The sequence below is a fragment of the Spongiibacter taiwanensis genome (assembly GCF_023702635.1).
GTDB classification, from domain to species: domain Bacteria; phylum Pseudomonadota; class Gammaproteobacteria; order Pseudomonadales; family Spongiibacteraceae; genus Spongiibacter; species Spongiibacter taiwanensis.
Genome location: NZ_CP098455.1, coordinates 1,476,180 through 1,499,619 on the forward strand (window position 1 = coordinate 1,476,180; position 23,440 = coordinate 1,499,619).

Here is a 23,440-nt window from a genome sequence, read left to right on the forward strand (position 1 = left end):
CCATTAATCCCGACCCAAACGCGGGAAGGACCAAGCCCGCTTACGCAAACGGCGCTGGCGCTCTTCGGTCGAGATTTGTGCGGTCCCTGGGGGGAGGTGTTGAGCCACTTCGCTGACCGGGCATCGGGTAATTTTGCTTGGGCGAATTTTGTCTGCCTCGTAATAGCGAACGGTAACCAGTCCCTTTGGATGACCACCGGCATCGAGCCAGTTGGCAACACCGGGGTCTTTGTGGCTGATAATCGCCCGGAAAACGCCATCACTGTCGATGTCGGCCTGGTGGCCGTTAAGGGAATTTTGGCGAAGATGGTAGTCCCGGGCCTCCCAGAAGTGACTGCTGAGCTGAATATTCCAGAAGCGGGTCTTGGGTAACTCCAGTTCCAGCACCAGGGCCTCGTCGGGGCCGCACTGGTAGGCGCACTTGCCATAACTCAAGGAGGCAAAACCATAGTCAATGCCGTCAAAGGACAGGGTATTGGGCTCACCCTTATAGTAGGCCTCAACGGTTTGGCGAAAGCCCGCCGGCATCTGCTGAAGCAGGTCGCAGAATAACTCCAGATTGCGGCGAACCTGATCTTCGGTGAGGGGCGGCGGCGGATAGGGCTTGCCCTCGGTGATAATCGTCAGGCGCGCAGGCTGCTCAGTATCCCAGTCGTTAAAGTATTGGCGGAATACCACATTGCAATTACCCTCAGGCAGCTTCAGCCAGTTGGTGGTGTCTGCCGGGCGCTCCTTACTGACTATCACTTCCACCTGATTATCCGGCCCCACCTCCAAATCGGTCAGGCGATGAAATAATTTCCAGTTGCCAAGACGACCGAGATGATCCTCACGAATTTCCAGATCGATCAGGTTGGCCGTACCGCGGTCCCCCACAATGCGATAAACGTTGTCGCCGTGCATCGGCGCCCAGGTGTAATGGCAATCTGCCGAGGGCAAGCCAAACTGAATTTTGGTACTGAGCAGCTGCTGGAATTGGGGGTAATCCGGGTCCATATTTTCCAGGGTGATGCGTTGGCCGCCCGAAATCAGCCGGGTAAGTTGCCGCACTCCCTCAGCCCGGGTCAGATCGTCCTGCACCTGCGGGTCGTCCCACACCAGTGCCTGCATCTCTTCCATAACCTTGACTACCCGCTGCCAAATCGCTGGGCTCGAAAAGTCATACTGCTCAAGGGAGGTACGTTCGTTCATCATATTCTCCAGATATTATTCAGTTTTAACGGTTGATATAAGTCGCAAATTTCTGGCTGTACTCGGCGAACCGTGCGGTGATCTCGGCGTCTGTCACGCCATAGTCTTCGGCACAGTAAGTGTAGCTGCCAAACTGGTGCCGGGGCCGCTCAGCTTCAAAGGCAGCAATCGCCGCGCGACTATCCTCGGTAAAGGGCAGACCGGTACGCTGATAAATTTGGGCAACAACCTCTGGCGCCCGGTGCAGCACATCGTTAAAGGAAAAGTCGGTAATGTAATCTGCCGGTAAAGTCTTGCGAAAGGCGAGGTAGCGATCCATTCCCTCACCGAAATACGCCAGCAACTCGGGGCCAGTCACCTTAGGGTCGACATGATCGCTGTGAATCAGTCGCATATGCTCCATCAGACCCGACATGGACGGGATAACTTCGGTCACTTCCCGGTGACAATGCACCAACACCGCATTGGGGAAGACCTTCAACAGCGAGTCCAACACCCCGGTATGGCAGGGCGACTTAAGCACCCAGGGCCGCCCCTGAGCACCACCGTCCTGCCATTGCAGATACTGCATCTGACTGCGCAGATAGCGGTAGCGGTAAACCGGATCGACGTCCATACAGTATTGGTAGAACGACGGCATGCGGGCAAACATCCAAGTAACCTCGCACTGGAAGCTGCCCTGCATTAGCAGCACTTCTTCGTCGGGCTGCTGGGCTTCGGTGGGGTGACGAGCCATAAAGCCCGGAAAGTGTTCGGCCAACATCGCCACGGCGTCTTCGGCAACGTGAATGCGTCCATCCGGTCTGCCGAGCTGTTCCTCGGGAAAAGGCGCCGGATTCAACATCCGCCAATACAACATGGCCTGAGTCTGATTGCCGGCTGACAATATGCGCTGCAATTTGGTCGTGCCGGTACGCGGCAGACCCAGCACCACTATTGGCCCGGGAATATCTTCGTCAAGAATCTCTGGATGCGCGGCAATATCGCGAACATAGCGCAGCCGATTCACCAGGATATTGAGCAGACCGCCAAAGGCCAGTTGCTCACCCAAAGGTGACAGCTGCGCCTCGTCATTAAAACCCTTAACCACATTACCCAGGCCTTCCAAAAAGGACTCATCACCGAAATCGTCCAGCCCCGTCATAGCCGTTGCCGTGGCAAGTAAATGCGGCACGGATTTGGGTAAATCTACAGTCGTTTCAGTCTGCGCCATTGGGCCTCCCCGATTGTTATTTTTGTTCGCCACCAGCTCATCTTTGATGGACGCGTATCAGTTGTGTCCGCGGTGGATGAGTGCTTAGATAGCAGTTTTAGCATTGCGTCACCCTCGGCAATATCGAATTTATACGGAGGGTGATTTATGAATTCGTCCGGCAGGTGCCGGCTCCCTCAGCGCAAAAAATAACAACGCCGCGAGAGAAAGAAATGATGAATACGCCCGGAATCAGCGTGAGCAACCCGATAGCGGTTTACCAAAAAGCCTGCCGTTCCACGCCCTTGGCAGAACACGCTACCAGTCACAGTGACAGTGTTCGCCTGTGCAGCTGGGACCTGCGACCGATGAAGCAGGTGCGCATCCCACAACACAGTGCCCTGACCATTGCCGTGCACCTCGGCGGCGTCCGCCGGGTTCGGGTGTTTACTGAAAATGGCATTAGCCACCGCTTCTCAAAGCCCGGCGATATCACCCTGGTGCCGCAGAACCAATCGATAAAATATTTCATCGATGGGCCGGTAAATTTCGCCACCCTGCATCTCACCGAGAGCGCCCAGCGTATTTTTGGCGATGACTGCGGCCAACTGCTGTTAAAAATGCAGGCGTGTCTGTTTGCGCTGCGGGATGACTATGTGATGGCATCGGTGCGCAATCTACTGGCGGCCAGCTCACTGCCCCCCCTGGATTTCCAACGCTACACCGACAAGGTACTGGAATCGCTGGCCTGGCATTTGTTGCGGGTCGTCAGCGACCGGGCCGCCGAAGGTGTGCGTCTCGCGGCGCCGGGAACCGTGCTGGACAGTGACGAACTGGATTTTGCCGCCATCGCGGAAGAGATTGACATGCGCCTCGGTGACCGCCTACACATTCAGGAGCTAGCCGATAAAGCCGGCCTGGGCCGCACGGCTTTTTGCGAGCGCTTTACCGAGCACTTTGGCCTGCCGCCCCACCGCTACATTATTGAAAAGCGCATTGAGGCCGCCAAGGAGCGCCTGCTACTCAATGGCAGTGTTACCGAAGTGGCCTACGACCTGGGCTTTAGCAGTGCTTCACATTTCTCTAGCACCTTCAAAAGCCTGGTTGGGCTCACCCCAAGGGCTTACTTGAACGGCCAGCACAGACAGTAAAATCAAGCGCATGGCGGTGATGGTGTCCGCAACCGCATGCCTCAGCAGCTATCAGGAGTCCGCCATCCAATAGTGATCATTGGCCTCAGGCATTTGTCTTTGAAGACTAACGTGTCGTATCGACCACCTCCCTCCCCAACGCCACTTTCCCCGCTCAATTCCTCCCCGATCAGCAGTGTCGCAATACATCAAATAACTGTCGCAAAAAATCATGCCCACTTTATGACGTGACCCTATTATCAACCCCACTCAGGCGCGCATGACCTCTTCACCCTTGTAAACAAGCTGTCTAGCGGCGCCGCGCAATTCCATAAAAATGCATAACGAATTACGACATAACACCCATAACGCAGGTAATAAAAATGTCTTCATCCACTATCTACATTGATGATCTGGCCAACCCGACCTTCTCAGAGGCTGGCGCTAAAGTGATGGCCAACCGGGCCGCTTTGACCATCGACTACAGCATCGAGGGCGTACTCGACTTTGCCCGGGCGCAACTCGATGTCCCCCTCTATGAGGACGACTACATCTTCGACTCCTTCTCCCGGTTCATGCAGGAGGCTGGAGAAACCCACGAAATGAGCCCGGCGGGACGCAATATGCTAGCCGCTTCCTTTGCGAGCAGTATCGTTCAGCGCAGCCGCCTTGAAGCATTGTTACTGCGTCACCCAGAAATCAATGACATTGAAATCACCTCACCGGTGTTGATTGCCGGCCTGCCGCGTTCTGGCACCACCAACCTCAGCAATATCATGTCGGCCGACAAGCGCTTCAATTCGCTCAAGTTTTGGGAGGCTTGGCAGCCGGTGCCCTCGTTGAAGCAATTTGCCGGGGAAGAACTGGACACCCGGGATGAGTTTTATCGCCAGGGCCTGGAAGACTGGCACTCGGTCTGCCCCTACTTTCGCAATATGATGGATGTGCCCTATGACGGCACTCAAGAGGAATGCATTCTGTTTCATATGGACGGCATTCCCGTGGTAAACCTGAACCATGTGGACACCCCAAAGTGGCGCAAATGGTTTTGGGAAGAAATGGATGCAAAACGCCTATACTCTTTCTTGAAAAAGGGTATCCAGGTATTGCAGTGGTTACGCGGCAACAACCAGCGCTGGATACTGAAAAGCCCCCATCATCTGCCATTTTTGCCGGTAATTGATGAGGTCTTTGACGATACCCGTTTCATCTTGACTCACCGCGACCCTGCTTCATCGAATTTATCTAACGCAACCATGATGTCCTACCTGCATCGCGAGTGTTATTTCCACCCCGACACCAAGGCTGCGCTGCAGAATTCCTATGACATGATCGACAATATGCTGACCGGACTGGTCAGGGACATCGACAAACTCGATCCCCGGCGCGTTCATCATGTGTATTTCCATCGCTACATGGCCGATAACATGGGGACCCTGCGAGACATTTACAATAGTGCCGATCTGGAGTGGAGCGACACTGCCGAGCAGGCGATGAACGCATATGTTGCTGACCATCCCAGGGGGCGCCACGGTGGCCAGCTGGGTTACCGTCCGGAACAGGACTTCGGCGTAACACGCGCACATATCCGCAGCCGGTATGGCGACTATTTCGACAAATTCCCCGAGGTCAACGTCGAAGACAAACATGGTTGAGTGAGAATTTAATTAATGAATGTTGCGCAGGATTTAACAAGACAGACACCGCTTTTTTATCGCGGCGATTTCGACCAGAAAGTGGTAACCGCCGACAATGGCGCCAAGGTCAACAGCGACTATCTCCGTTTCATCCGTGATGGTTCCTGGGGAAAAGTTGGCTGGTCCGAGGTTCGCCCAGGTGTGTTCGCCATTACCGGACTGGGTTTTAACAATCATGTCTTTGTTGAATCCGAGCGTGGCCTGATTCTGTTTGATACCGGTACCAATATTGGTACCGGTCGTGAAATTCTGAAAATAAAGCGTCAATTCAGTGACCGGCCAGTAGTAGCGATCATTTATTCCCACCATCACTACACCCAGGCAGCGCAACCCATTATTGACGCCTTTCCGGAAGAAGACATCGCGATCTATGCACACCCACAACTCGAGCAAAATCTGCTCGAGTTCAAAGCTGGCGCAGGCTCTGCCGTAATGCGCCGGGCCCAGATGCAAACCGGGATGTATTTGCCCCAGCATGGTGAAGATGCGGCGCTGATGTACGGCTTTTCTACCCCACGTTTCGCCGATAACGACGGCGGCAATCTGGGCCATGTATCACCAACTCATCTGGTTGCCGATGAGGAAGAGGTGGCGATTGATGGCCAGCGAGTGGTGTTCTATCACACCAGTTCCGATGCCACTGATAGCTTGACAGTCCACTTCCCCGAACTTGAACTGGTACTGCATAACGCGGCCATCATGCCGATGATGTTTCCGCTTTACACCCTGCGCGGCGAGCGCTATCGGGTAGCGGAGGATTTGATTCAGGGGATCGACCGGATTCGCCAGTTACGGCCTCACTACATGGTGGGCTGCCACGGCTTTCCAGTGATTGGCGAGGCAGCGATTCAGGCGCTGGCAACTCACCACCGAGATGCCTACGCTTATCTTCTGCAGCAAACCATTCGTGGGATTAACCTCGGTCGCAACCCCGACCAACTGGTGCGAGATATTCAGTTGCCGCCCAGTCTGCGGGATCAGGATTGTCTGTTTGCCGCTTATATCGATCCCGAGTATATCGTCCGGGGCATTTATCGCGGCCTGGTCGGATGGTGGGCAGATGATGCCGCAGAAATTCATCCCCCGGAGCCGGAGGAATATCACCGCGCATTGGTAGACGGCTTCGGTGGTAGCGGCCCGATGATTGCTGCCGCCCAGCGGGCCTTTGACGAGAAGAAATACAATCTCGCCGCCAAATTGATGAGCTCGGTGGTGATGGTGGAGCCGGCGCTATTGCAGGCTAAGCAATTAAAGGCGGCGGCGCTGCGCAAAATGGCCCAAGCCACCCCCACAGGGATTCAGACGCGTAACTTTTTACTCACCGAGGCACTCGCCCTGGAGGGCAAAATTGACAAGCGCAAACCACCCGCAGGCGGCGGCATGCCCCCCCCCGGCCTGGACATGATCCTCAGTGCGCCGCCAGGCACCCATATCCGTCTGCTGGAAAACGCAATTAATCCCGCGCCCATCGTCGGCATCCATGCAGTCATCAAATTTAGCTACACCGACCTGAATCTGAATTTCGGGTTTGCTCTGCGTCATGGCGCAGGAGAATTTATGGAAGAGGCGCCTTCCGAGCCGGATTTGCATATCTCGCTAACACGACCCGTCTGGGCGGAAATCATTCTAGGCAAGCGGAGCTTCGCCGAGTCGCAAAGACAAGGCTCGGTTAACGTCGTAGGCGATAGCGATCTGCTGGCCAAGGTCACCCAGGCCTTTGCCGATGTCTGGGGCCAGCCATGAATCTGAGCCTCCTCCAGCACCGCCTTTTGCCAAAGAGGGAAAAATAATATGGCTTATGTAATCGGCCCTCCCTGTGTTGCAGATTACTCCTGCGTCGAAATTTGTCCGGTCGACTGTATTAGCCCCGGTCCCAATGAGACCAGCTTTGATCAGGCAGAACAGCTGTATATCGACCCGGAGGTCTGCATTGATTGCGGCGCCTGCGTCAAAGTTTGCCCGGTGCTGGCAATTTTTGAGGCGGGCACCCTGCCGGAAAAATGGCGCCATTATGAGGAGATCAATCGGGATTATTTCCGGGAGGCGCGCCATGAGCCGGTTTGACGCTCCCCGCCGCGTGGCCATTGTCGGTAGCGGCCCGGCGGCCATGTATTTGGCCAGCCACTTGCTGGATCGGCCGGAGGTCCCCCATCAAATCGATATCTTTGAACGCTTGCCAGCGCCCTGGGGCCTGGTGCGCTGGGCAGTTGCACCCGATCATCCAGAGAAAAAACTGGTGATTGACCGCCTGTTTTCCTACACCTTTGACCGGCCGGAACTGCGCTTTTTCGGCAATGTAGAGATCGGCAGCGACATCACTCATCAGGAGCTGCGAGCCAACTACGACGGCGTGTTTTATGCCTGCGGCGCCGATGGCGATAACCGCATGGGTATTCCAGGCGAAGACCTCCCGGGCTCCTGGTCGGCCCGGGAGTTTGTCGCCTGGTACAGCGGGCATCCGGATTTTTCTCACCTGACCTTTGACCTGTCTCATCCCCGGGCGGTGATCGTCGGCAATGGCAACGTCGCACTGGATGTTGCGCGGATTCTCACCAGCCCGGTGGCCGAGCTTGCCAAGACAGATATCGCCGATCATGCCCTGACTGCGCTGAGCCGCAGCCAGATCACCGAGGTCGTGATACTCGGTCGGCGCGCCGCCGCCCAGGGCGCCTTCAACAACCCTGAGCTGGAAGAACTGGCCCATATCCCCGGCGTTTTGGTCGAGGTGGACTGGGGTGCGGATCAAAGCGCTGACGCTGAATTGAGCTGGGCTGCCCAGCGTAAGTTGACCACTCTCAAGGATTTTTCCAGCAAAGCCTGGTCGCCCTCAGCGAAAAAAATTGTGCTCAAGTTCCTGAGCTCACCGGTTGAATTGATCGGCGATGGCCGGGTTTCCCAGATTTGCCTGGCCGCTAACCAGTTACAAACTGACGCCAGTGGCCGGGTGTCCGCGCGGGCCAGCGACCAGCACACCCTGTTGGAGACAGGGCTAGTGATGCGGGCGATTGGCTATCGTGGACGCCCCTTTGCCGGCCTGCCCTTCGATAACAAGCGTGGAGTGATTGAAAATCGTCAAGGCAGGGTATGTGCCAATGGCGAGACCATCCCCGGTGTCTACGTTTGCGGATGGATCAAGCGCGGCGCGCAAGGCGTTATCGGCAGTAACAAGAAGTGCGCGGCCGAGACCGTGGGCCGCTATCTTGAAGACATTGCCGATGGCGCCACCCCGGTCTTGAACGCCTCACTAGAGGCCATCCCACACTTGCTTGACAAGCGTGGCATACGTTATGTCAGCAAGAGCGACTGGACACGGATTGATCGATTTGAACGCAATGCGGGTCGGGCAACAGGTCGCCCCAGGGTCAAACTGACCACCAGTGACGCCCTGCTTGAAGCCACCCTTTAAACGCACAGTGACGACTACGGAGAGAAAAATAATGACCACCCAAAAGCAAACCTTCTGTCGCATCTGTGAGCCCTATTGCCCGATGTTGGCCGAGCTCAACGATGACGGCGACGTTGTGAAATTAAAGCCCAACCCGGATCACCCCTGTGGCGGCACGCCATGCAATAAGGGCCTGTCATGGCTGGAGGTCCACGGCGATCCCGACCGCCTTAACTTCCCTCAGAAGCGGACCAACCCCCGCACCGAGGTGGAGGGCCAGTTTGAGCGAATCAGCTGGGACCAGGCCTTTGCCGAGGCGGGAGAAAAACTGCGCGCGGTGCGGGACAAATACGGCCCAACCTCAATTGCGGTGTTTTTTGGCAATCCCATTGGCTTTAATTCCCGACCCTTTGTTCTTGTGGGCGAGTTGATCAAGCACATTGGCACGCCGATGGTGTTCAATCCCCTCAGCCAGGATTACTCCAATAAATCCTATGCCGCTGGTGAAATTTACGGTGCGCCGACCATCTACCCGGCACCGGATCTTTATCACACTGATTACCTATTGTGCTTGGGCGGCAATCCCAAAGTCTCCCACTGGACCTTAGTCTCTGTGCCCAATGACAATGGCAAAACGCTGAAAGACATCAAGGCTCGGGGCGGTAAAGTGCGCTTCGTCAATCCGCGACGAATTGAGTCCTCCACCGAGGAAACCGGTGAAACTTTGCTGATCAAGCCCGGCACCGATGTGTATTTTCTCGCTGCGATCCTGAACGAGATTTGTCAGCGCGGCGGTCTCCGCCAGGATCTGATTGATGCCCATAGTACCGGCGCCGATGAAGTCCTCGACTTCGCTGCCAAGTATCCTGCTGAAAAGGTCGCCGACATCACCGGCATCCCGGCGACTACAATCAAAAAGGTTGCTGGCGAAATCCTGTCGGCGAAATCCGCCGCCGTGTACACCGCTACCGGCGTCAATCAGGGCCGACAAGGCGTACTCGCCTACTGGCTGGCAGAGATGATCAATTTCTTTACCGGCAATTTGGGCAAGGAAGGGGGCACTTACCTGCCCGAAGGCTTCTGCCGGGTGGACATGCCCAGCAACAGCGCTAACGACGTTGCTATTCCGACCTCGGTTGGCCCTTTGGCAAATGGTCATGGCTACAACCCCATGCCCGCTACGGTGCTGCCGGAATTGATCGAGAATGGCGATATTCGTGCGGCGATCATGATTTGCACCAACCCGCTATTTTCGATGCCCGCTGAGTCCCGCTTGCGCAAGGCCTTTGAAAAGCTCGAGGTAATGGTCGCCACCGATATTAACCCCACCGACACCGTGGAAATGTGCGACTACGTGTTGCCCGCCACCGACTGGCTGGAGCGGGAGGACATCAATTTCTTCTGTAATGGCATGCAGTTGCGACCCTATGTGCAACATACCGAAGCGATGGTGTCACCCAAATTTGAGCGTCGGGATGATTGGTGGATTCTGTGCAAGCTCGGCCTGGAAATGGGGCCCAGCGAACTGTTCGAAACAGAAATCAAGGCAAACGGTTTCGCTACTTTCAACCAGTTGTTGGCGACAAAGGGCCTATCCATTGATCAACTGAGCGAGCTCCCCCAGCGCACCGCCATGATTGAGCAGCCCCCCAAGGAAGAGTTCTTTACCCGCGGTGTGCTGCACCCCGACGGCAAAATCCACTGCGCTCCGCCGATTTTTGCCGAGGCGGGATTGTATGCACGCTGTGACGAGATTTTTACTGAACTGGCAGCGGAATCGCCCGATGCCTTAAAGCTGGTTTCCATGCGCACGATTCATATGCATAACAGCTGGCTCACGAATATGCCGAAATTCCGCCGGGGCATCCTCGCTGAAAACCCGCTGAATATTTGTGAGGCCGACGCGGTGCGACTGGGCTTGCACGAAGGCGACGCCATCCGCGTTTACAACGAGTACGGCAGCATCGAAACCCGGGTGCTGCTCAACAACGATTTGCGGCCGGGAGCGGTGGCCATGACCCACGGCTACGGCCACAAAACGGCGTCCCGGTTGCAGGTGGCCTCAACCAAACCCGGTGCCAATGTGAACGATCTGATGCCCTCGGGTGCCGACACCCACGAGCCACTGAGTTACATGAGTTGGATGACCGGTGTACCGGTGCAGATTGAGCGTCAAGACAAGGGCCTGGGGCACTAGCTTGCCCCGCGTCCACCATCAAAAATCGTTGAGGAGCGACGTCCTGAGATAGCCAACCACAACACCATAAATAGCGACATTCATAAACAGTGACGTGTCGAAATTTCTCTACTGCAAAAAATAACTACGAGGGAATTAAAATGATGCAAGCCAATCGGTTATCTAACGCCATCTGCGTGTGTGCCAGCGTGGGGGTTCTGCTGATGCAGTCACCCTCCGCCCGGGCCCAATCCGCTGAGGGAGTTACAAAAACGATAGAAGAGGTTGTAGTTACCGCCAACCGGCGCGAGCAAAATCTGCAGGATGTGCCGGTATCTGTGTCCGCTATTACCGGAAACGATCTGCAACAACGGAATATGACCGACGCCAGCGATATCGGCGGCTCCATGCCCAATGTCAGGGTGAACTCGCCGTTTTCCAAATCGCAGCCGAACTTCACCATTCGCGGTATCGGCGTTGCCAATGAATTCAACCCCAACGCCCAGTCACCGATCGGCATCTATTTCGATGAGGTTTATCAGGGCTTCCGTCCCAGTCACGGTGCTGCACTGTATGACCTTGAACGTCTGGAAGTATTAAAGGGGCCACAGGGGACCCTGTATGGCCGCAACACCACCGGTGGCGCGATTAATATCATCACCCAGTCGCCCTCACTTGATGGCAGTGAGGGCTTTATCACCGTAGGTGTGGGTGACTACGACGCCAGAACGGTTCAAGCCGCGGTGGAAGGCACCAACGACGAGGGCAATTTCGGCGCCCGGCTGGCGGTGCTCGATCTGGAGCGGGACGGCTTTATTGAAAACCGCGCCGAAGAACTGGGTTGGGGGCCAGCCTACACGAACGAAGACTATAACTCTGAAGATACTACCGCCGCGCGGCTGTCTATGCGGTATCGCCCAGCGGATGATCTGGATATTGTGGGGCGGATTTACTTTGCCCGCAACACGCCAATCGGTCACGGCGGTACCCCCTTCCTGTTGGGGCCCGGCGAGACCGATCTGACCGGCAACTTTGATGGCAGTCAACTGGGGGAACGGGAGTCAGCCGTTAATCGTCAGGGTGATTTTTTTAGCGCCTCAAAAGGTGTCCAACTGAAGATTACCTACGACATTAATGATGACTTGGTGTTTTCATCGATCACCGGCTATGACACTGCCGAGTTCGAATTCAGCTTTGATTTCGACGGCACGCCAACCTCCATCGGCCAATACAATGCCAACAACTCCGACTTTTTCGGCTTTAACCAGGATTTCAACCTGAACTTTAGCAGCGACAAAATCGACTTTATTGCCGGAGTGTATTTTGGCCGCCAACAGGTGGACAACTACGAAGACCTGCATTTCTTCGGCTTCCTGAATGACAGCGCGGGTCCCGATCAGTTTAACCCCGGGGTAACCACCTCGGTGTCGAGCATCATTAACTACAAACAGTTTCAGAGCTCGGTAGCCGCCTACGCTGAGGGCCGTTACGACATCAATGAAAAGTGGGCGGTCACGGTGGGCGCACGCCTCACTCGCGATGTTGTTGAGTTCAACGATTTCTCGTCGTTGCTGCTCGATAGTAGCGGCAATCCCGCCGCTTATGCTTACACCACCGGAGACGCTATGGGCCTGCCTATTTTGGCCGGTGCGCAATCGGAGGAATTCCAGGAAAAAACCACCGAGCCGACCGGCCGAGTGTTGCTGGAATACCACGCCACCGACGAAATCATGCTCTACGGCAGCTTCAGCCGGGGCTACCGTTCTGGGTCCTTCAATGGCCAATCCATTATTCTGGCACCCAATTATGTCGGCCCTGAATTTGTGAACGCCTGGGAAGCGGGCTTCAAATCCCGGCTGGCCGGCGGCCGGGTTCAACTCAACGGCGCGGCCTTCTACAACGACTACAAAGGCCAACAAGTGCAAGAAGTTGCCGGTGGCGCTGCGTTTATTCGCTCCCTCGACGGCGAGCTTTACGGTGCAGAGTTAGAGGTGATCGGTCAATTGACCAACGCACTGCGGGTTGTGGCCGGGCTGGGTTATCTCCATACCGAATATGACGATGGTCAATTCTTGGCGCCCGGCGACCCGAATGCGGCTGATCCCCGAGGCTTCGATATAGGTGGCAACAGCTTCCCCTTTGCGCCGGAGGTCACCGCCTCGATTGCCCCCGAATATATCTTCCCTAATGTCGGCGGCGGCGAGCTCGTGCTGTCTGCAGAAGTGCAGTATCAATCCCACCAGGAGTATGACTTCTTCAATGACATGCAGGCCCAAGGCCCAATGAAAGATGGCCAGGATGCCTACACTCTGCTCAATGCTCGGGCGACCTACAACATCGGCGATATCTCCGTAGCGCTGTGGGGTAAGAACCTCACCGACAAGTATTACAACGCCTATGCCATTAACATCGAAGGCTTTGGTGCCAACTACTTTGTGCCGGGCGCGCCCCGCACCTACGGTATCGATATCACCTATCGCTTCTAATTCACCCTGGTACTTGCGGCTCTCTGAGCCGCTTTTTTTGTCTTACGAGGACGGTAATGGCTCACCTCACGATCAACACCAAAACACTGGCTGCCTTGGACCAGGACAGCCCTGTCACGATGATCAACTTTCTTCGCTACCGGGACATCGCTCACTTTCAAAACCGAGAGGAACTCCCGTGTACCGGTCTGGAGGCCTACCAGCGCTATGCCGCCAAAGCCCTCACGCTGGTGGAATCAATGGGGGCCTCGGTGCGATTGGTGTCAGCCGCCGCTGCAGTATGTGCCCCAGAAGGCGAAAGCTGGGACGACATTATCATTGTCGACTACCCCAGTGTCCGCAGTTTTATTGGCATGGCCGACAGCACGGAATATCAATCCTTCTGCTATTTGCGCGAGGCCGCGCTGGCCGATACGCGGCTTATAGCCTGTCAGGGTAACGCCAGCTTTGCGCTCAGTGGAGCAATAGGACGTAAACACTACACAGACGACCATTATCAGTTCGCCGCCCCCAAAGACAATAATAATGCTAGCCCGCGTTGGTAACGGCGAGCAATAACATCGGAAACGGTCCTTATGAAACACGCCTGGCCTGCCCGCTACCCCATCCTCCTTGGGCTTTTGTTATTGCTCACTGGCGGGGGCTTCGCACTCGGTGGTGTCAAATTGATGTCCCTCGGCGGTAGCCCATATTACCTTCTTGCAGGCATTAGCCTTTTCACCACGGTGGCGTTGCTGCGGCGGCACGTTCAAAGCGCCTTGCTGATCTACACTGCACTTTTGCTTGCTACGATCATCTGGTCACTGCTCGAAGCCGGGCTAGATGTCTGGGCGCTATTGCCTCGCCTTTGGCTGCTTGGCATTTTGGGCTTTTGGCTGGCCGGGTATGGCCTGAGATGTGGTCTAGAGCGCGCGAAAGGGCCAGGGTTAGCCTGCGCGGCCAGCGCGCTGGCCGCGGTTACCCTGTTGGCTCTGGCTGGGGTTGGCGACAACAATCCGGCCTCGCCCTACCCCGGCCAGCACACCTATGCCAGCGAATTTCTCACTCCGACAGATGGCACCTGGCCCGAATATGGCGGCACCCTTGGGGGCACTCGTTTTTCTGCCCTGGAGCAGATTAATTTGCACAATGTGTCGGACTTGGCGCCAGCGTGGACCTATCGCACGGGTGTCGTTCAAGAGGGCGAACCCAGCCATCTGCAGGCCACTCCGCTAATGGTGAACGAGACGCTCTACCTGTGTACCCAGACCAATGTGATCATTGCCCTGGACCCCGAAACTGGTGAGCAGCGCTGGCGCCATGATCCGCAGGTCGATCCCACGGGAGGCTCGATGGTGCGCACTTGCCGGGGGGTCGCCTACACCAGCTTTACCGAGGCCAGCGACTGTCCCCGGCGCATTATCGCCGCGACATTTACCAGTGAACTCATCGCTCTGAACGCCGATACCGGCGCGCCCTGTCAGTCCTTTGGCAAGGCGGGCACAGTGGACTTGAGTCGCGGCATGGGTGAGCTGACCCCAGGCTTTTCCTACGTCAGCTCTGCACCCATTATTGTTCGGGGCAATATCATTATCGGCGGCTGGATTGCCGATAATGTTAGTGTCGGTGAACCTTCTGGGGTAATCCGCGCATTTGATGCCAAAACCGGCCAGTTCGCCTGGGCATGGGATATGGGCAGACCAGGCGACCATGGCATGCCCCAGGGGGATGATAGTTTTACCCGGGGAACCCCAAACAGCTGGGGCCCGGCCAGCGGCGACGATGCACTGGGCATGGTGTACCTGCCATTGGGTAACGCCACACCCGACCATTGGGGAGGCCACCGCACGCCGGAGATGGAAACCTACAGCTCATCGGTTGTCGCCCTGAATGCGCTTACCGGCGCCCCTGTGTGGCACTACCAAACCGTACATCACGACCTGTGGGACTATGATGTTGCCGGCCAACCTTCGCTCGTCGACCTGAGTATCGACGGAGAGCAGGTACCCGCTCTGATTCAACCCACCAAAACCGGCCAGCTCTTTCTGCTGGATCGACGCGACGGCACCCTGCTCGCTGAAGTGGAGGAGCAGACTGTGCCGGTGACCCCCACCGAAGGCGACTGGATGTCGCCCACGCAACCGGAATCGACCGAGATGCCAACCTTCTCGAGAGAAACCCTCACAGAAAAGGACATGTGGGGAATATCCCCCCTCGACCAGCTATGGTGCCGCATCCGCTTTCGCGAGGTGCGCTATGAGGGTCCTTATACTCCCATTGGCAGCGATAAATTTTCCCTGGTTTACCCCGGTGTTGGTGGCGGAATCAATTGGGGCGGTGTGTCAGTGGACGCGGCACATCGGGTTGCCTTCGTCAACAACATGCGGGTGGGCTCACTGATTCGATTAATCCCGCGAGGGGCTGAATCAGCACAGCCGGGCATCCAACATTTGAGTGGCGGGCCGCAGCTGGGAACCCCCTACAGTTTTGTCTGGGATACCTTTGTGTCGCCCTTGCAAATTCCCTGCAATGAACCGCCCTTTGGCCAGATGAGTGCGGTAGATTTACACAATAAGTCGCTGCTGTGGTCAGTACCACTGGGAACCGCTCGCGACAGCGGCCCCCTCTTTACCCAACACAACTTGCCATTGCCTATTGGCGTACCCAATTTTGGCGGATCGCTGATCACCAAATCGGGTTTGGTGTTTATTGGCGCCACCCATGAAAAGGCCATTCGCGCCTTCAATGCTCAAACGGGCGAAGTTGTCTGGAAACATCGCCTGCACGCTGGCGGTATGGCAAATCCCATGACTTATCATTCGCCAAAAAGTGGCCGTCAGTTTGTGGTGATTATCGCTGGAGGACACCGGATTTCCCGATCTCCCCTTGCTGACTATGTGCAGGCTTTTGCGTTGCCGATAGAGTACGAGTCAAAGCCATTCGAATGATGAAAGTCATCCAAAATAACGTTGATGCCGCGGCATTTATTGCCCTAAATGCTGCAAAAAAATTGGGGTCAGCGGGGTGAACCACTGTTCTTTTTGAGGGTAGATTGTTCGCGCCACGCACTCGGTGACATTCCGGTCCAGGATTTAAACTCGCGGCTAAACACCGCAAGCTCAGCGTAACCCAGGCTGAGGGCAAGCTCGGTAATGGGGACCACACCAGTGCGCAGGTGACGCTCGGCAATGGTTTGGCGCACTTCTCTTACCAGCTCGCCGTAACTGGCATCTTGTTTTTTCAGCATTCGCTGGAGCCGCCTGGGATGCAGCCCCAGATTGGCAGCGACTTGATTCAGGTTACAGTCACCCGAGGGCAACAATTTGCTGATTGCGGCCCTCACTTGAGCTTCGAAGCTCTCGGGATACTGCTCCTCCAGATGCTGCAGTTGTACTGAAAACTGCCGCTGCAATAAACGCTGGTCAGGCGTCGGTTTGCGCTCCATGTCTTGCAACGGAACGCGCATGCCGTCGAAACTGCTGGCGAAGGCCACTTTGTTTAAGTGGGGCGGAAAGACATCCGCGTCAGGTGCCGCCTGACGCAGATTGATGGGGAAAACATATGGGTCAGAATTGGTCAGCGTTTCCATCAGGCTGAACAAGCGACCCACACTGAATTGAACAAGCTGATTGATCCCAAGCGGTGATTCGACGTCCAGGGAAATTTCGATCAACACCTCTTTACCCTTGCGGTGCTGCTTCAATTGAATTCCGCTGGCGTGCAGATACAAATGGCGATTCATCATCGCGATAGCATCACTAACCGAGGGTTCCTGACACATGCGCACCACAATTTCGTCAAAGACGCCGATGCCGTGTCCTAGGGCAAGACGAAATCCAAAGAAAGGTTCCGCACAGGCCCTTGCCGCAAGCTCCAGAAGCTCCGCCATTTTTGCGTAGGCGACGTAGGAATTCGGGTCACGGAAGACCGCAGCGCTCAGGCCAGCCTGCCTGATCAGGGTGACCGGATTTTGACCCAGGCTTCGGGTGAGGCGTTCAAAGCCGGAAAAGGCGCCAATTCGGATGAGATGCATCGTGGCCTCGATATACCGCTACCCGGCACTAAGGCCGCCGGACTGAGCGTGCCGCGTAATGCCGCCCAGTGTGGCGATGAATGATCATCACTGCAACGATATTTCGCATCAAACCGGACGCTGCCAGCGCTCCAGGGCCCCGGTCTCTGCAGCCTTGTACTCCATCAACGCATCAAACACCGACTGGGTTAAATCCGGCTCCTGGCCCCGCCCCATTCGCGCAATCTGCAAGCAATACCAGCCCAGCAAACCAAAGGACTCAGCGGTCTTGAAGGTTGCGTCGTCCACGTCTGGGCCGAGCGCATCCCGCGCCATGGCCAGAGAGGTCTCCATCGCCAGCAGCGATTCACAATCGCTCTCTCTGCGTAGCAAATCAGCGCCCTGCTCAGGTGCCGTGCAAAAGGGGCGGCCCACACCAATCACATCACAATCCCCCTCAGACAGGGCCAGGTTCATCGCCGCCCGGCTGCGCAGGCCGCCGGTAATCATCAAGGGCATTTTTGCCAGCGGCCGAATTTTGCGGGCGAATGCCAGAAAATAGGCCTCTCTGGCGAGGGTGCTGGCTGCGCGCATCGGGCCACCCTCACCACTGTCCAGCCCCACCATCGACATCTGCTCATAGTTGCCACCGGAAATTTCCAGCAGGTCAATGCCCGCCGCGGACAGCCAGCTCACCACTTGCATGGATTCGTCCTCGGTGAAACCGCCGCGCTGAAAATCCGCTGAATTGAGTTTGACCGAGATCGGGTAATCACTCCCCAAGGCCTTACGAATATCGGCGACCACCTGCAGCAGCAGACGAGCACGATTTTCCAGCGAGCCACCGTATTCGTCCTGACGCTGATTGGCCAACGGACTTAAAAAATTGGATAGCAAATAGCCGTGGGCGGCATGAATTTGCACGCCGGTAAATCCCGTTTCCCGGGCGACAGAGGCTACATAGACAAAGCGCCGCCGCACATCCTTGATTTCCGCTCGGGTCATTTCCATTGCCTGACCACAGCCAGCCATTTCCAGTGGCACTGATATGGCAGAGGGGGACAAAGGCCGGGGATGAATTCCGGCCGGCGTTTGCCGACCAGGGTGATTGATCTGCATCCAGAAGTGAGCACCGCCCTGGGTGCCCTGACGCGCCATTTCCTTGAGCTGCTCAAAACCGCCATTGCCGTCGATGGCGATATTGCCGGGGCGCTCCAGCTGTCGGCGATCAACCTGCACATTGCCAGTCAGCATCAGGCCGGCGCCGTTGGCCGCCCAGCGGCGATAAAGGGCTACCAATGCCGGGGTTGCCCGATTCATCTCGTCGGCCAGGCCTTCGGTCATCGCAGCCTTGGCCAGGCGATTGTTAAGGCGAGCGCCGCAAGGCAGCACGAGGGGAGTATTGAGGGCCAGATCGGCTGAAATCGTCATCGCCTACCCCTTCAACACATCAGCGGTGTGCATGGTGTCGAGGTATTCCTTGACCTGGATGATTTCGCCGTCTCGAAAGGTCACCAGGAAGTGGTACTGATTGTTGTATACCCGGCCGTTGGCCAGCACACCATAGGACTCAGCTTCACAGGCCACGCTGTCGCCTTCGGCAATCATGCTCAGGGGTCGAATCTCCAGTCCATCCTCGGTACCCGGTACCATCTCCATCAAAATGGCGGTCATTTCTTCCTTGGATTTCAAGCCCGCCAGAGGGAATAGTTCGGTCTTTCCGCCAATCCACCAGGTGCCATCGGCGCTCATCATGGCCATAGCCCCAGCCACATCTTTACGTTTAAAGTGGGCAAAAAAGGCGCTAACTTTTTTCTTATTCTCTTCAGTCGACATGGGGACGCTCCAAAGTAACTATCAATCTAGTTCAGAGCGATTTTTAACAGCCGCGATTTCTCCCTTCCATCGAATTCATTCGCCGGTGCCGATCAAATTCGTCCGACACCGCTGCGCCGCCTTACTTTCGCCAGAGTACGCCCAGGGAAATATGGCCTTGATTATAGGTGTTGGCAGAGACCTCAATTTGACAGCCGCCGCTGCAAAACAGACTGCCGCCGCCGTTAAAGAACGTACCTATCCAACGCAGGTCGCCGCGCAAATAAAGGTGTTCAGACAAGCGATAGTTGAACCCGGCACCCAGTTGGGCCGACACTCGGGTTTCGGCATCTAGCTGTGGATCATCGGGAGCGAAATGGGCGACACCGAGACCCGCCAGCACAAAGGGCTCCCAGTTACCCTGGGGATACGCACTGGTGCCGACAAAATGGAGGTGATTGATTTGCACATCACGCTCAGTCAAATCTGGCGAGGAAGCAAAGCGACCGCGCTGCTGGGAGAGGAAAACGCCAATGCGGCGATCTGCCTGCCCCATAAGAGCAACATCGGCAGCCACGCTCAGGGCGCCCCCATCGCGCACCGATAGCGCTCCCCGGGAGCCAGACTGCCCGGGGAGCTGCCCGGCATTTTGGTAGGTCACCTCAAAATCGTCGCTGAACTGATGGGAAGCCAACACACTGATATCAAGGGCCTGTGCGAATGGCGTCATCAGCATGGCACAAAGCAGCACACGAGATGGCGATAAAGTGTGTCGAATTGCTGCAGACATTGCAGCCCTCAGACCGGTAGCGCAACAGGCGCGACACACGGCCAGCGCAGGGTAAACTCCGCCCCCTCTCCCGGCCGACCGAGGGCCGAGATACTTCCGCCATGACGGCTGATCACCGCCTGACAGATACTTAAACCCACCCCGGAACCCTCGGAATCCGCTGACCGCCGCGTAAACATGGTAAAAATATCCTCGTTGTATTTCGGGTCGAAGCCCTGACCGTTATCCCGGAGAATGATCACTACCTCCCCCCCTTCACGCCAACCGCATAACTCTATCACCGGCGGCACGTTTCGGCGGTAGATCAGACTGTTATTGAGCAGCTGCTCCAGCGCCAAGGTCAACATCTCCGGGTCCCCCTCGGCGGGCGGCAGTGCCGACCAGCTCAGCGTCCCGCGATGCGGCTCCAGGCGCCGGGCGAACTTTTCACGCAGGCCCTGCAGAATCTGATCGAAGTCCAGCGGCTGCCAATGCAAAGGCGCCGTCTGAGCCCTGACCAAGGACACCACCGCATCCACCTTGTGAGTCATCATCCATGCCGACTTTTCCATCAGGGTTAGACTATTTTCCATACCGTCAATCTGGCGCCCTGCACTTTGGTGCTTGAGCAAACCAATTAACGTAATGATATTGGCCAGCGGCGAGCGCAGGTCGTGACTGGCCAGCCGCACAAACAGGTCGAGACTGTCTGTCCTGGCTGCCAACACCTCGCCGCTCGCGACCAGGGCACGGTCGCTGCGCTGCACCTGCGCCTCCAGGGCGGAAGTGGACTGATGAAGGTTTACAATCTCCCGGCGAAGGCGCCACACCAGTGTGGCCAAAACAACAATCGCCAAACCACTGACAAGCCAACCGGCCACTGCGCTGCCGTGGTTCTGCCACAGCGCATTACTCTGCGCCAGGGTCTGTTGATGCCAGCCGATCGACACAACCGCCAGCCCGAGGCAATGCCGCGGACAATGTTGCCACTTTCGCCACCCCGGCAGGGATGCGCGCACTGGATTTGCTGCCGTTGGATACCTGACCATATTTGTCCTCACAAATGCATTGGCCCAGGCGGGTCCTGTCCCGCCTGAAATGGGCTTCCACTCAGTAAAAAGAGAGCAGAAAAGCCGAAAATTCAGTGTATCCCAGTCGGCTTAGACCCCAAGATTGCAGCCGAAGCAACTTTGATATTTGTCAGGTCGACAGAGAAAACCCGGCCAACGACATCGCCAGTGTGAGCTGAGTACCCGATTTGACGCGACTTAACTTGCAAATTGCCACAGCGCGCCCTTGAGTCCAGCGGCAGGTCGAGATAGCGTTGACCACCTCAGCCACCACCATTTTCGGACCTCAACGTTGGACGTTAATCTGGAAGATCTGGCACAGTACGTAGCCAATGCCCGCGACCTTGAATCACTTACCCGCCCCATGCTGGAACTGCTGGAAAGAGTCAGCGGATTGGAGTCGACCTACCTAACCGCGATCGACGAGGCTGAGGGGGTTCAAAGCATTGTTTACAGCCATTGCTCAGAACGCCTGGTGATCCCTGAAGGCCTCAGCGTGCCCTGGGGAGATACCCTATGTCGGCGCGCGCTCACTGAAGGCACCACCTTTACCAATAATGTCAGCGAGCGCTGGGGCGACTCGGAAGCCGCTCGCCTGCTCGGCATCACAACCTATCTGAGTCAACCAGTTAAAAGCCAGGACGGCACCCTGGTCGGTACGCTCTGCGCGGCCAGTAGCCTGCGCCGAGAAGTTTCTCAGGCAACAATAAATGTTGTCAGTCTTTTTGCGGGCATTATCGGCCAGCAAATCGACCGGGAGGCCATGTTTGCCAAGCTGATCGAGAGCAACACCAGTTTGTTAAACAGCGCTTCCATCGACCCGCTAACGGGTGTTGCCAATCGCCGCGCCTTGCACGATGGCCTGCGCAAAATGTTGCGGGCAGCCCAGCCCAGCGGCAAAAAGGTCTGTGTCGCCTTCATTGATCTGGATGGCTTCAAACAGATCAATGACACCTATGGCCACGATACTGGCGACCGCTTTCTCATTGATATGACGCTACGCCTGCTTCAGGCCGTGCGCCGCAATGATCTGGTGGCGCGCTACGGCGGCGACGAGTTTGTGGTCGCCGCGGCGACAGACGACGCCGAGGAACTCAAGCAGCGCCTGACAGCGGCGACCCAGGGGGCAATTCACCTCGGTGAGATCCATTTTGACTACGCCGGGCCCAGTATTGGCGTTGTGGTTGCCGACGATGATGAGAGCGATACCAACACGCTGCTGGAGCGGGCAGACCGGGCGATGTACGAAGTAAAACAGCATCGCCGACGACGATAAACCGCAAATCAGTGAGCCGCTGCGTGATTCCTTTAAATTACCGGCACCATCTGTTCTACAGAGGGGCAGGTGGCGCTATAGTACGAATAACTTTCAGATAAGAGAGCGCCCCATGCGGTTAAAGCGCTTCGCAGCACCGTTTCTTACATCGATAATTGTCGCCGGGTGTACCACACCACAACCGGTGTCAGCACCGAAAAAGACCGAATTGGCAGCATTGCTTCATGCAGAAAGCCTTTACCAGATTCCGTCTATTGACCCCCTTTTTCCCGAAGAAAACCTACTGGCGATGGACGCCCAGATGCGCTTCTTTGTTCAGGAGAATGTCCCCCAGGTGTTAGCGCCCCGGGCGCGACTGGAGTACTTGCTGGACGCCCTCGTCAAGCCCGGCATTCTGGGTTTGAACTATGAACCCGGAATCACCCTGAACGCGCGGAATACCTTTTACCAGCGCACAGGCAATTGTCTATCGCTCAGCTCGCTGTTTATTGCTATGGCCAGGGAAGCGGGCCTCGACGCCTACTACAACGAAGTCACCATTCCACCCAGCTGGGATATGATCGACGACAACAGCATGGCCTTCTACCAGCATATCAATGCCGCGGTGGATTTTGGCGACGGCGACATCCAGGTGGTGGACCTAAGCGTGGATGTGTATGACTACCGCTATCCTCAAGAACGCATTACCGATCAGCGCGCTGCTGCCCAGCACTACAATAATCGCGCGGTTGAACAGCTGAACAAAGACAATACCGCCGAGGCCTATCGCTACTTACGCAGAGCGCTGTACCTCGACCCGAAGGCCAGTCATATCTGGGGGAATCTCGGCACCGTTTTCCGGCGCGACGGGCACCAGCAAAAAGCCGGTCTGGCCTACCGTCAGGCATTAACACTCGACCCGAAGGATCAGGTCGCTGTGAACAACTTAGGCCGACTCTACCGAGAGACAGGGCAAGCGGAAAAAGCCGAAGCTCTCGAGCAGCAATCGCTGGCATTTAAGCGGCAAAATCCCTTCTGGCACTATGGCCGGGCGCGACAGGAGTATGAGCAGGGCAACTTCAACGCCGCCCTGCGGGCAATCGACCGGGCGATCGCCTTGAACGATCAGCAATATCAGTTCTTTCTGTTTCAGGCGGTTATCCATAAACGTCTTGGCGACATGGAGGCCGCACAGCGCAGTGCGCGGCTCGCGGCTAAATTGAAACTGGGCAGCTAAAAGATCGATTTGAGGCAACGCAAGACAAATAAAAAAGGCGCCTTAT

Annotated in this window: 18 protein-coding genes; 11 read left to right on the forward strand and 7 right to left on the reverse strand. The window is 56.4% G+C overall.

What is annotated here, in order from left to right; translation table 11 throughout:
- Window positions 1-3: 3 nt before the first annotated feature.
- Window positions 4-1,191 carry a DUF1214 domain-containing protein gene (locus NCG89_RS06845; protein WP_251089016.1) on the reverse strand — a complete coding sequence of 396 codons (1,188 nt, stop codon included), beginning with the start codon at window positions 1,189-1,191 and terminating at the stop codon, window positions 4-6.
- A gap of 25 nt (window positions 1,192-1,216) precedes the next feature.
- Window positions 1,217-2,404 (reverse strand): sulfotransferase family protein, encoded by a 1,188-nt coding sequence (locus NCG89_RS06850; RefSeq protein WP_251089017.1) that lies wholly within the window; start codon window positions 2,402-2,404, stop codon window positions 1,217-1,219.
- Window positions 2,405-2,616: 212 nt separating this feature from the next.
- Between NCG89_RS06850 and NCG89_RS06855 the strand changes: the two genes are divergently transcribed.
- The 9 genes from NCG89_RS06855 (at window position 2,617) to NCG89_RS06895 (ending at window position 16,184) form a co-directional block, all read left to right on the forward strand.
- A complete protein-coding gene (locus NCG89_RS06855) occupies window positions 2,617-3,534 on the forward strand; it encodes a helix-turn-helix domain-containing protein (protein WP_251089018.1) in 918 nt (305 codons plus the stop codon).
- Between the two features lie 362 nt (window positions 3,535-3,896).
- Window positions 3,897-5,168 (forward strand): sulfotransferase family protein, encoded by a 1,272-nt coding sequence (locus tag NCG89_RS06860; RefSeq protein WP_251089019.1) that lies wholly within the window; start codon window positions 3,897-3,899, stop codon window positions 5,166-5,168.
- Window positions 5,169-5,183: 15 nt separating this feature from the next.
- Window positions 5,184-6,953 (forward strand): alkyl sulfatase dimerization domain-containing protein, encoded by a 1,770-nt coding sequence (locus NCG89_RS06865; protein ID WP_251089020.1) that lies wholly within the window; start codon window positions 5,184-5,186, stop codon window positions 6,951-6,953.
- A 48-nt stretch (window positions 6,954-7,001) separates the two neighbouring features.
- Window positions 7,002-7,274: a ferredoxin family protein gene (locus tag NCG89_RS06870; RefSeq protein ID WP_251089021.1), complete on the forward strand. Its 273-nt coding sequence runs from the start codon at window positions 7,002-7,004 to the stop codon at window positions 7,272-7,274.
- Window positions 7,261-8,616: a ferredoxin--NADP reductase domain-containing protein gene (locus tag NCG89_RS06875; RefSeq protein ID WP_251089022.1), complete on the forward strand. Its 1,356-nt coding sequence runs from the start codon at window positions 7,261-7,263 to the stop codon at window positions 8,614-8,616. Before NCG89_RS06870 ends, NCG89_RS06875 begins: the two co-directional genes overlap by 14 nt.
- Window positions 8,617-8,647: 31 nt before the next feature.
- Window positions 8,648-10,792, forward strand: coding sequence for a molybdopterin-containing oxidoreductase family protein (locus NCG89_RS06880; RefSeq protein WP_251089023.1), 2,145 nt, complete (start codon window positions 8,648-8,650; stop codon window positions 10,790-10,792).
- Between the two features lie 140 nt (window positions 10,793-10,932).
- Window positions 10,933-13,257: a TonB-dependent receptor gene (locus NCG89_RS06885; protein ID WP_251089024.1), complete on the forward strand. Its 2,325-nt coding sequence runs from the start codon at window positions 10,933-10,935 to the stop codon at window positions 13,255-13,257.
- Between the two features lie 56 nt (window positions 13,258-13,313).
- Window positions 13,314-13,802: a DUF1330 domain-containing protein gene (locus tag NCG89_RS06890; protein WP_251089025.1), complete on the forward strand. Its 489-nt coding sequence runs from the start codon at window positions 13,314-13,316 to the stop codon at window positions 13,800-13,802.
- Between the two features lie 30 nt (window positions 13,803-13,832).
- On the forward strand, window positions 13,833-16,184 hold the full coding sequence (locus tag NCG89_RS06895) for a membrane-bound PQQ-dependent dehydrogenase, glucose/quinate/shikimate family (protein ID WP_251089026.1): 2,352 nt from the start codon (window positions 13,833-13,835) through the stop codon (window positions 16,182-16,184).
- A 68-nt stretch (window positions 16,185-16,252) separates the two neighbouring features.
- Here NCG89_RS06895 and NCG89_RS06900 read toward each other — a convergent pair whose 3' ends face one another.
- From NCG89_RS06900 to NCG89_RS06920, 5 genes are all read right to left on the reverse strand, one after another.
- Window positions 16,253-17,269, reverse strand: a complete 1,017-nt coding sequence (locus NCG89_RS06900; protein ID WP_251089027.1) for a helix-turn-helix transcriptional regulator — start codon at window positions 17,267-17,269, stop codon at window positions 16,253-16,255.
- 108 nt (window positions 17,270-17,377) lie between these two features.
- A complete protein-coding gene (locus NCG89_RS06905) occupies window positions 17,378-18,679 on the reverse strand; it encodes an NADH:flavin oxidoreductase/NADH oxidase family protein (RefSeq protein ID WP_251089028.1) in 1,302 nt (433 codons plus the stop codon).
- 3 nt (window positions 18,680-18,682) lie between these two features.
- Window positions 18,683-19,084: a nuclear transport factor 2 family protein gene (locus NCG89_RS06910; protein WP_251089029.1), complete on the reverse strand. Its 402-nt coding sequence runs from the start codon at window positions 19,082-19,084 to the stop codon at window positions 18,683-18,685.
- A 121-nt stretch (window positions 19,085-19,205) separates the two neighbouring features.
- Window positions 19,206-19,793 (reverse strand): outer membrane beta-barrel protein, encoded by a 588-nt coding sequence (locus tag NCG89_RS06915; RefSeq protein WP_251089030.1) that lies wholly within the window; start codon window positions 19,791-19,793, stop codon window positions 19,206-19,208.
- Between the two features lie 68 nt (window positions 19,794-19,861).
- Entirely contained in the window at window positions 19,862-20,782 is a 921-nt protein-coding gene (locus tag NCG89_RS06920; protein ID WP_251089031.1) for a sensor histidine kinase, read from the reverse strand.
- 346 nt (window positions 20,783-21,128) lie between these two features.
- On the opposite strand from NCG89_RS06920, the gene NCG89_RS06925 reads away from it, so the two are divergent.
- Both NCG89_RS06925 and NCG89_RS06930 read left to right on the forward strand, forming a co-directional pair.
- Window positions 21,129-22,178 carry a GGDEF domain-containing protein gene (locus NCG89_RS06925; RefSeq protein ID WP_251089032.1) on the forward strand — a complete coding sequence of 350 codons (1,050 nt, stop codon included), beginning with the start codon at window positions 21,129-21,131 and terminating at the stop codon, window positions 22,176-22,178.
- A gap of 208 nt (window positions 22,179-22,386) precedes the next feature.
- A complete protein-coding gene (locus NCG89_RS06930; protein WP_251089033.1) occupies window positions 22,387-23,394 on the forward strand; it encodes a tetratricopeptide repeat protein in 1,008 nt (335 codons plus the stop codon).
- Window positions 23,395-23,440 lie beyond the last annotated feature (46 nt).

Coding starts and splice junctions, on each gene's coding strand:
- NCG89_RS06845 (WP_251089016.1), bottom strand. CDS start 1,191: ATGAACGAACGTACCTCCCTTGAGCAGTATGACTTTTCGAGCCCAGCG.
- NCG89_RS06850 (WP_251089017.1), bottom strand. CDS start 2,404: ATGGCGCAGACTGAAACGACTGTAGATTTACCCAAATCCGTGCCGCAT.
- NCG89_RS06855 (WP_251089018.1), top strand. CDS start 2,617: ATGATGAATACGCCCGGAATCAGCGTGAGCAACCCGATAGCGGTTTAC.
- NCG89_RS06860 (WP_251089019.1), top strand. CDS start 3,897: ATGTCTTCATCCACTATCTACATTGATGATCTGGCCAACCCGACCTTC.
- NCG89_RS06865 (WP_251089020.1), top strand. CDS start 5,184: ATGAATGTTGCGCAGGATTTAACAAGACAGACACCGCTTTTTTATCGC.
- NCG89_RS06870 (WP_251089021.1), top strand. CDS start 7,002: ATGGCTTATGTAATCGGCCCTCCCTGTGTTGCAGATTACTCCTGCGTC.
- NCG89_RS06875 (WP_251089022.1), top strand. CDS start 7,261: ATGAGCCGGTTTGACGCTCCCCGCCGCGTGGCCATTGTCGGTAGCGGC.
- NCG89_RS06880 (WP_251089023.1), top strand. CDS start 8,648: ATGACCACCCAAAAGCAAACCTTCTGTCGCATCTGTGAGCCCTATTGC.
- NCG89_RS06885 (WP_251089024.1), top strand. CDS start 10,933: ATGATGCAAGCCAATCGGTTATCTAACGCCATCTGCGTGTGTGCCAGC.
- NCG89_RS06890 (WP_251089025.1), top strand. CDS start 13,314: ATGGCTCACCTCACGATCAACACCAAAACACTGGCTGCCTTGGACCAG.
- NCG89_RS06895 (WP_251089026.1), top strand. CDS start 13,833: ATGAAACACGCCTGGCCTGCCCGCTACCCCATCCTCCTTGGGCTTTTG.
- NCG89_RS06900 (WP_251089027.1), bottom strand. CDS start 17,269: ATGCATCTCATCCGAATTGGCGCCTTTTCCGGCTTTGAACGCCTCACC.
- NCG89_RS06905 (WP_251089028.1), bottom strand. CDS start 18,679: ATGACGATTTCAGCCGATCTGGCCCTCAATACTCCCCTCGTGCTGCCT.
- NCG89_RS06910 (WP_251089029.1), bottom strand. CDS start 19,084: ATGTCGACTGAAGAGAATAAGAAAAAAGTTAGCGCCTTTTTTGCCCAC.
- NCG89_RS06915 (WP_251089030.1), bottom strand. CDS start 19,793: ATGACGCCATTCGCACAGGCCCTTGATATCAGTGTGTTGGCTTCCCAT.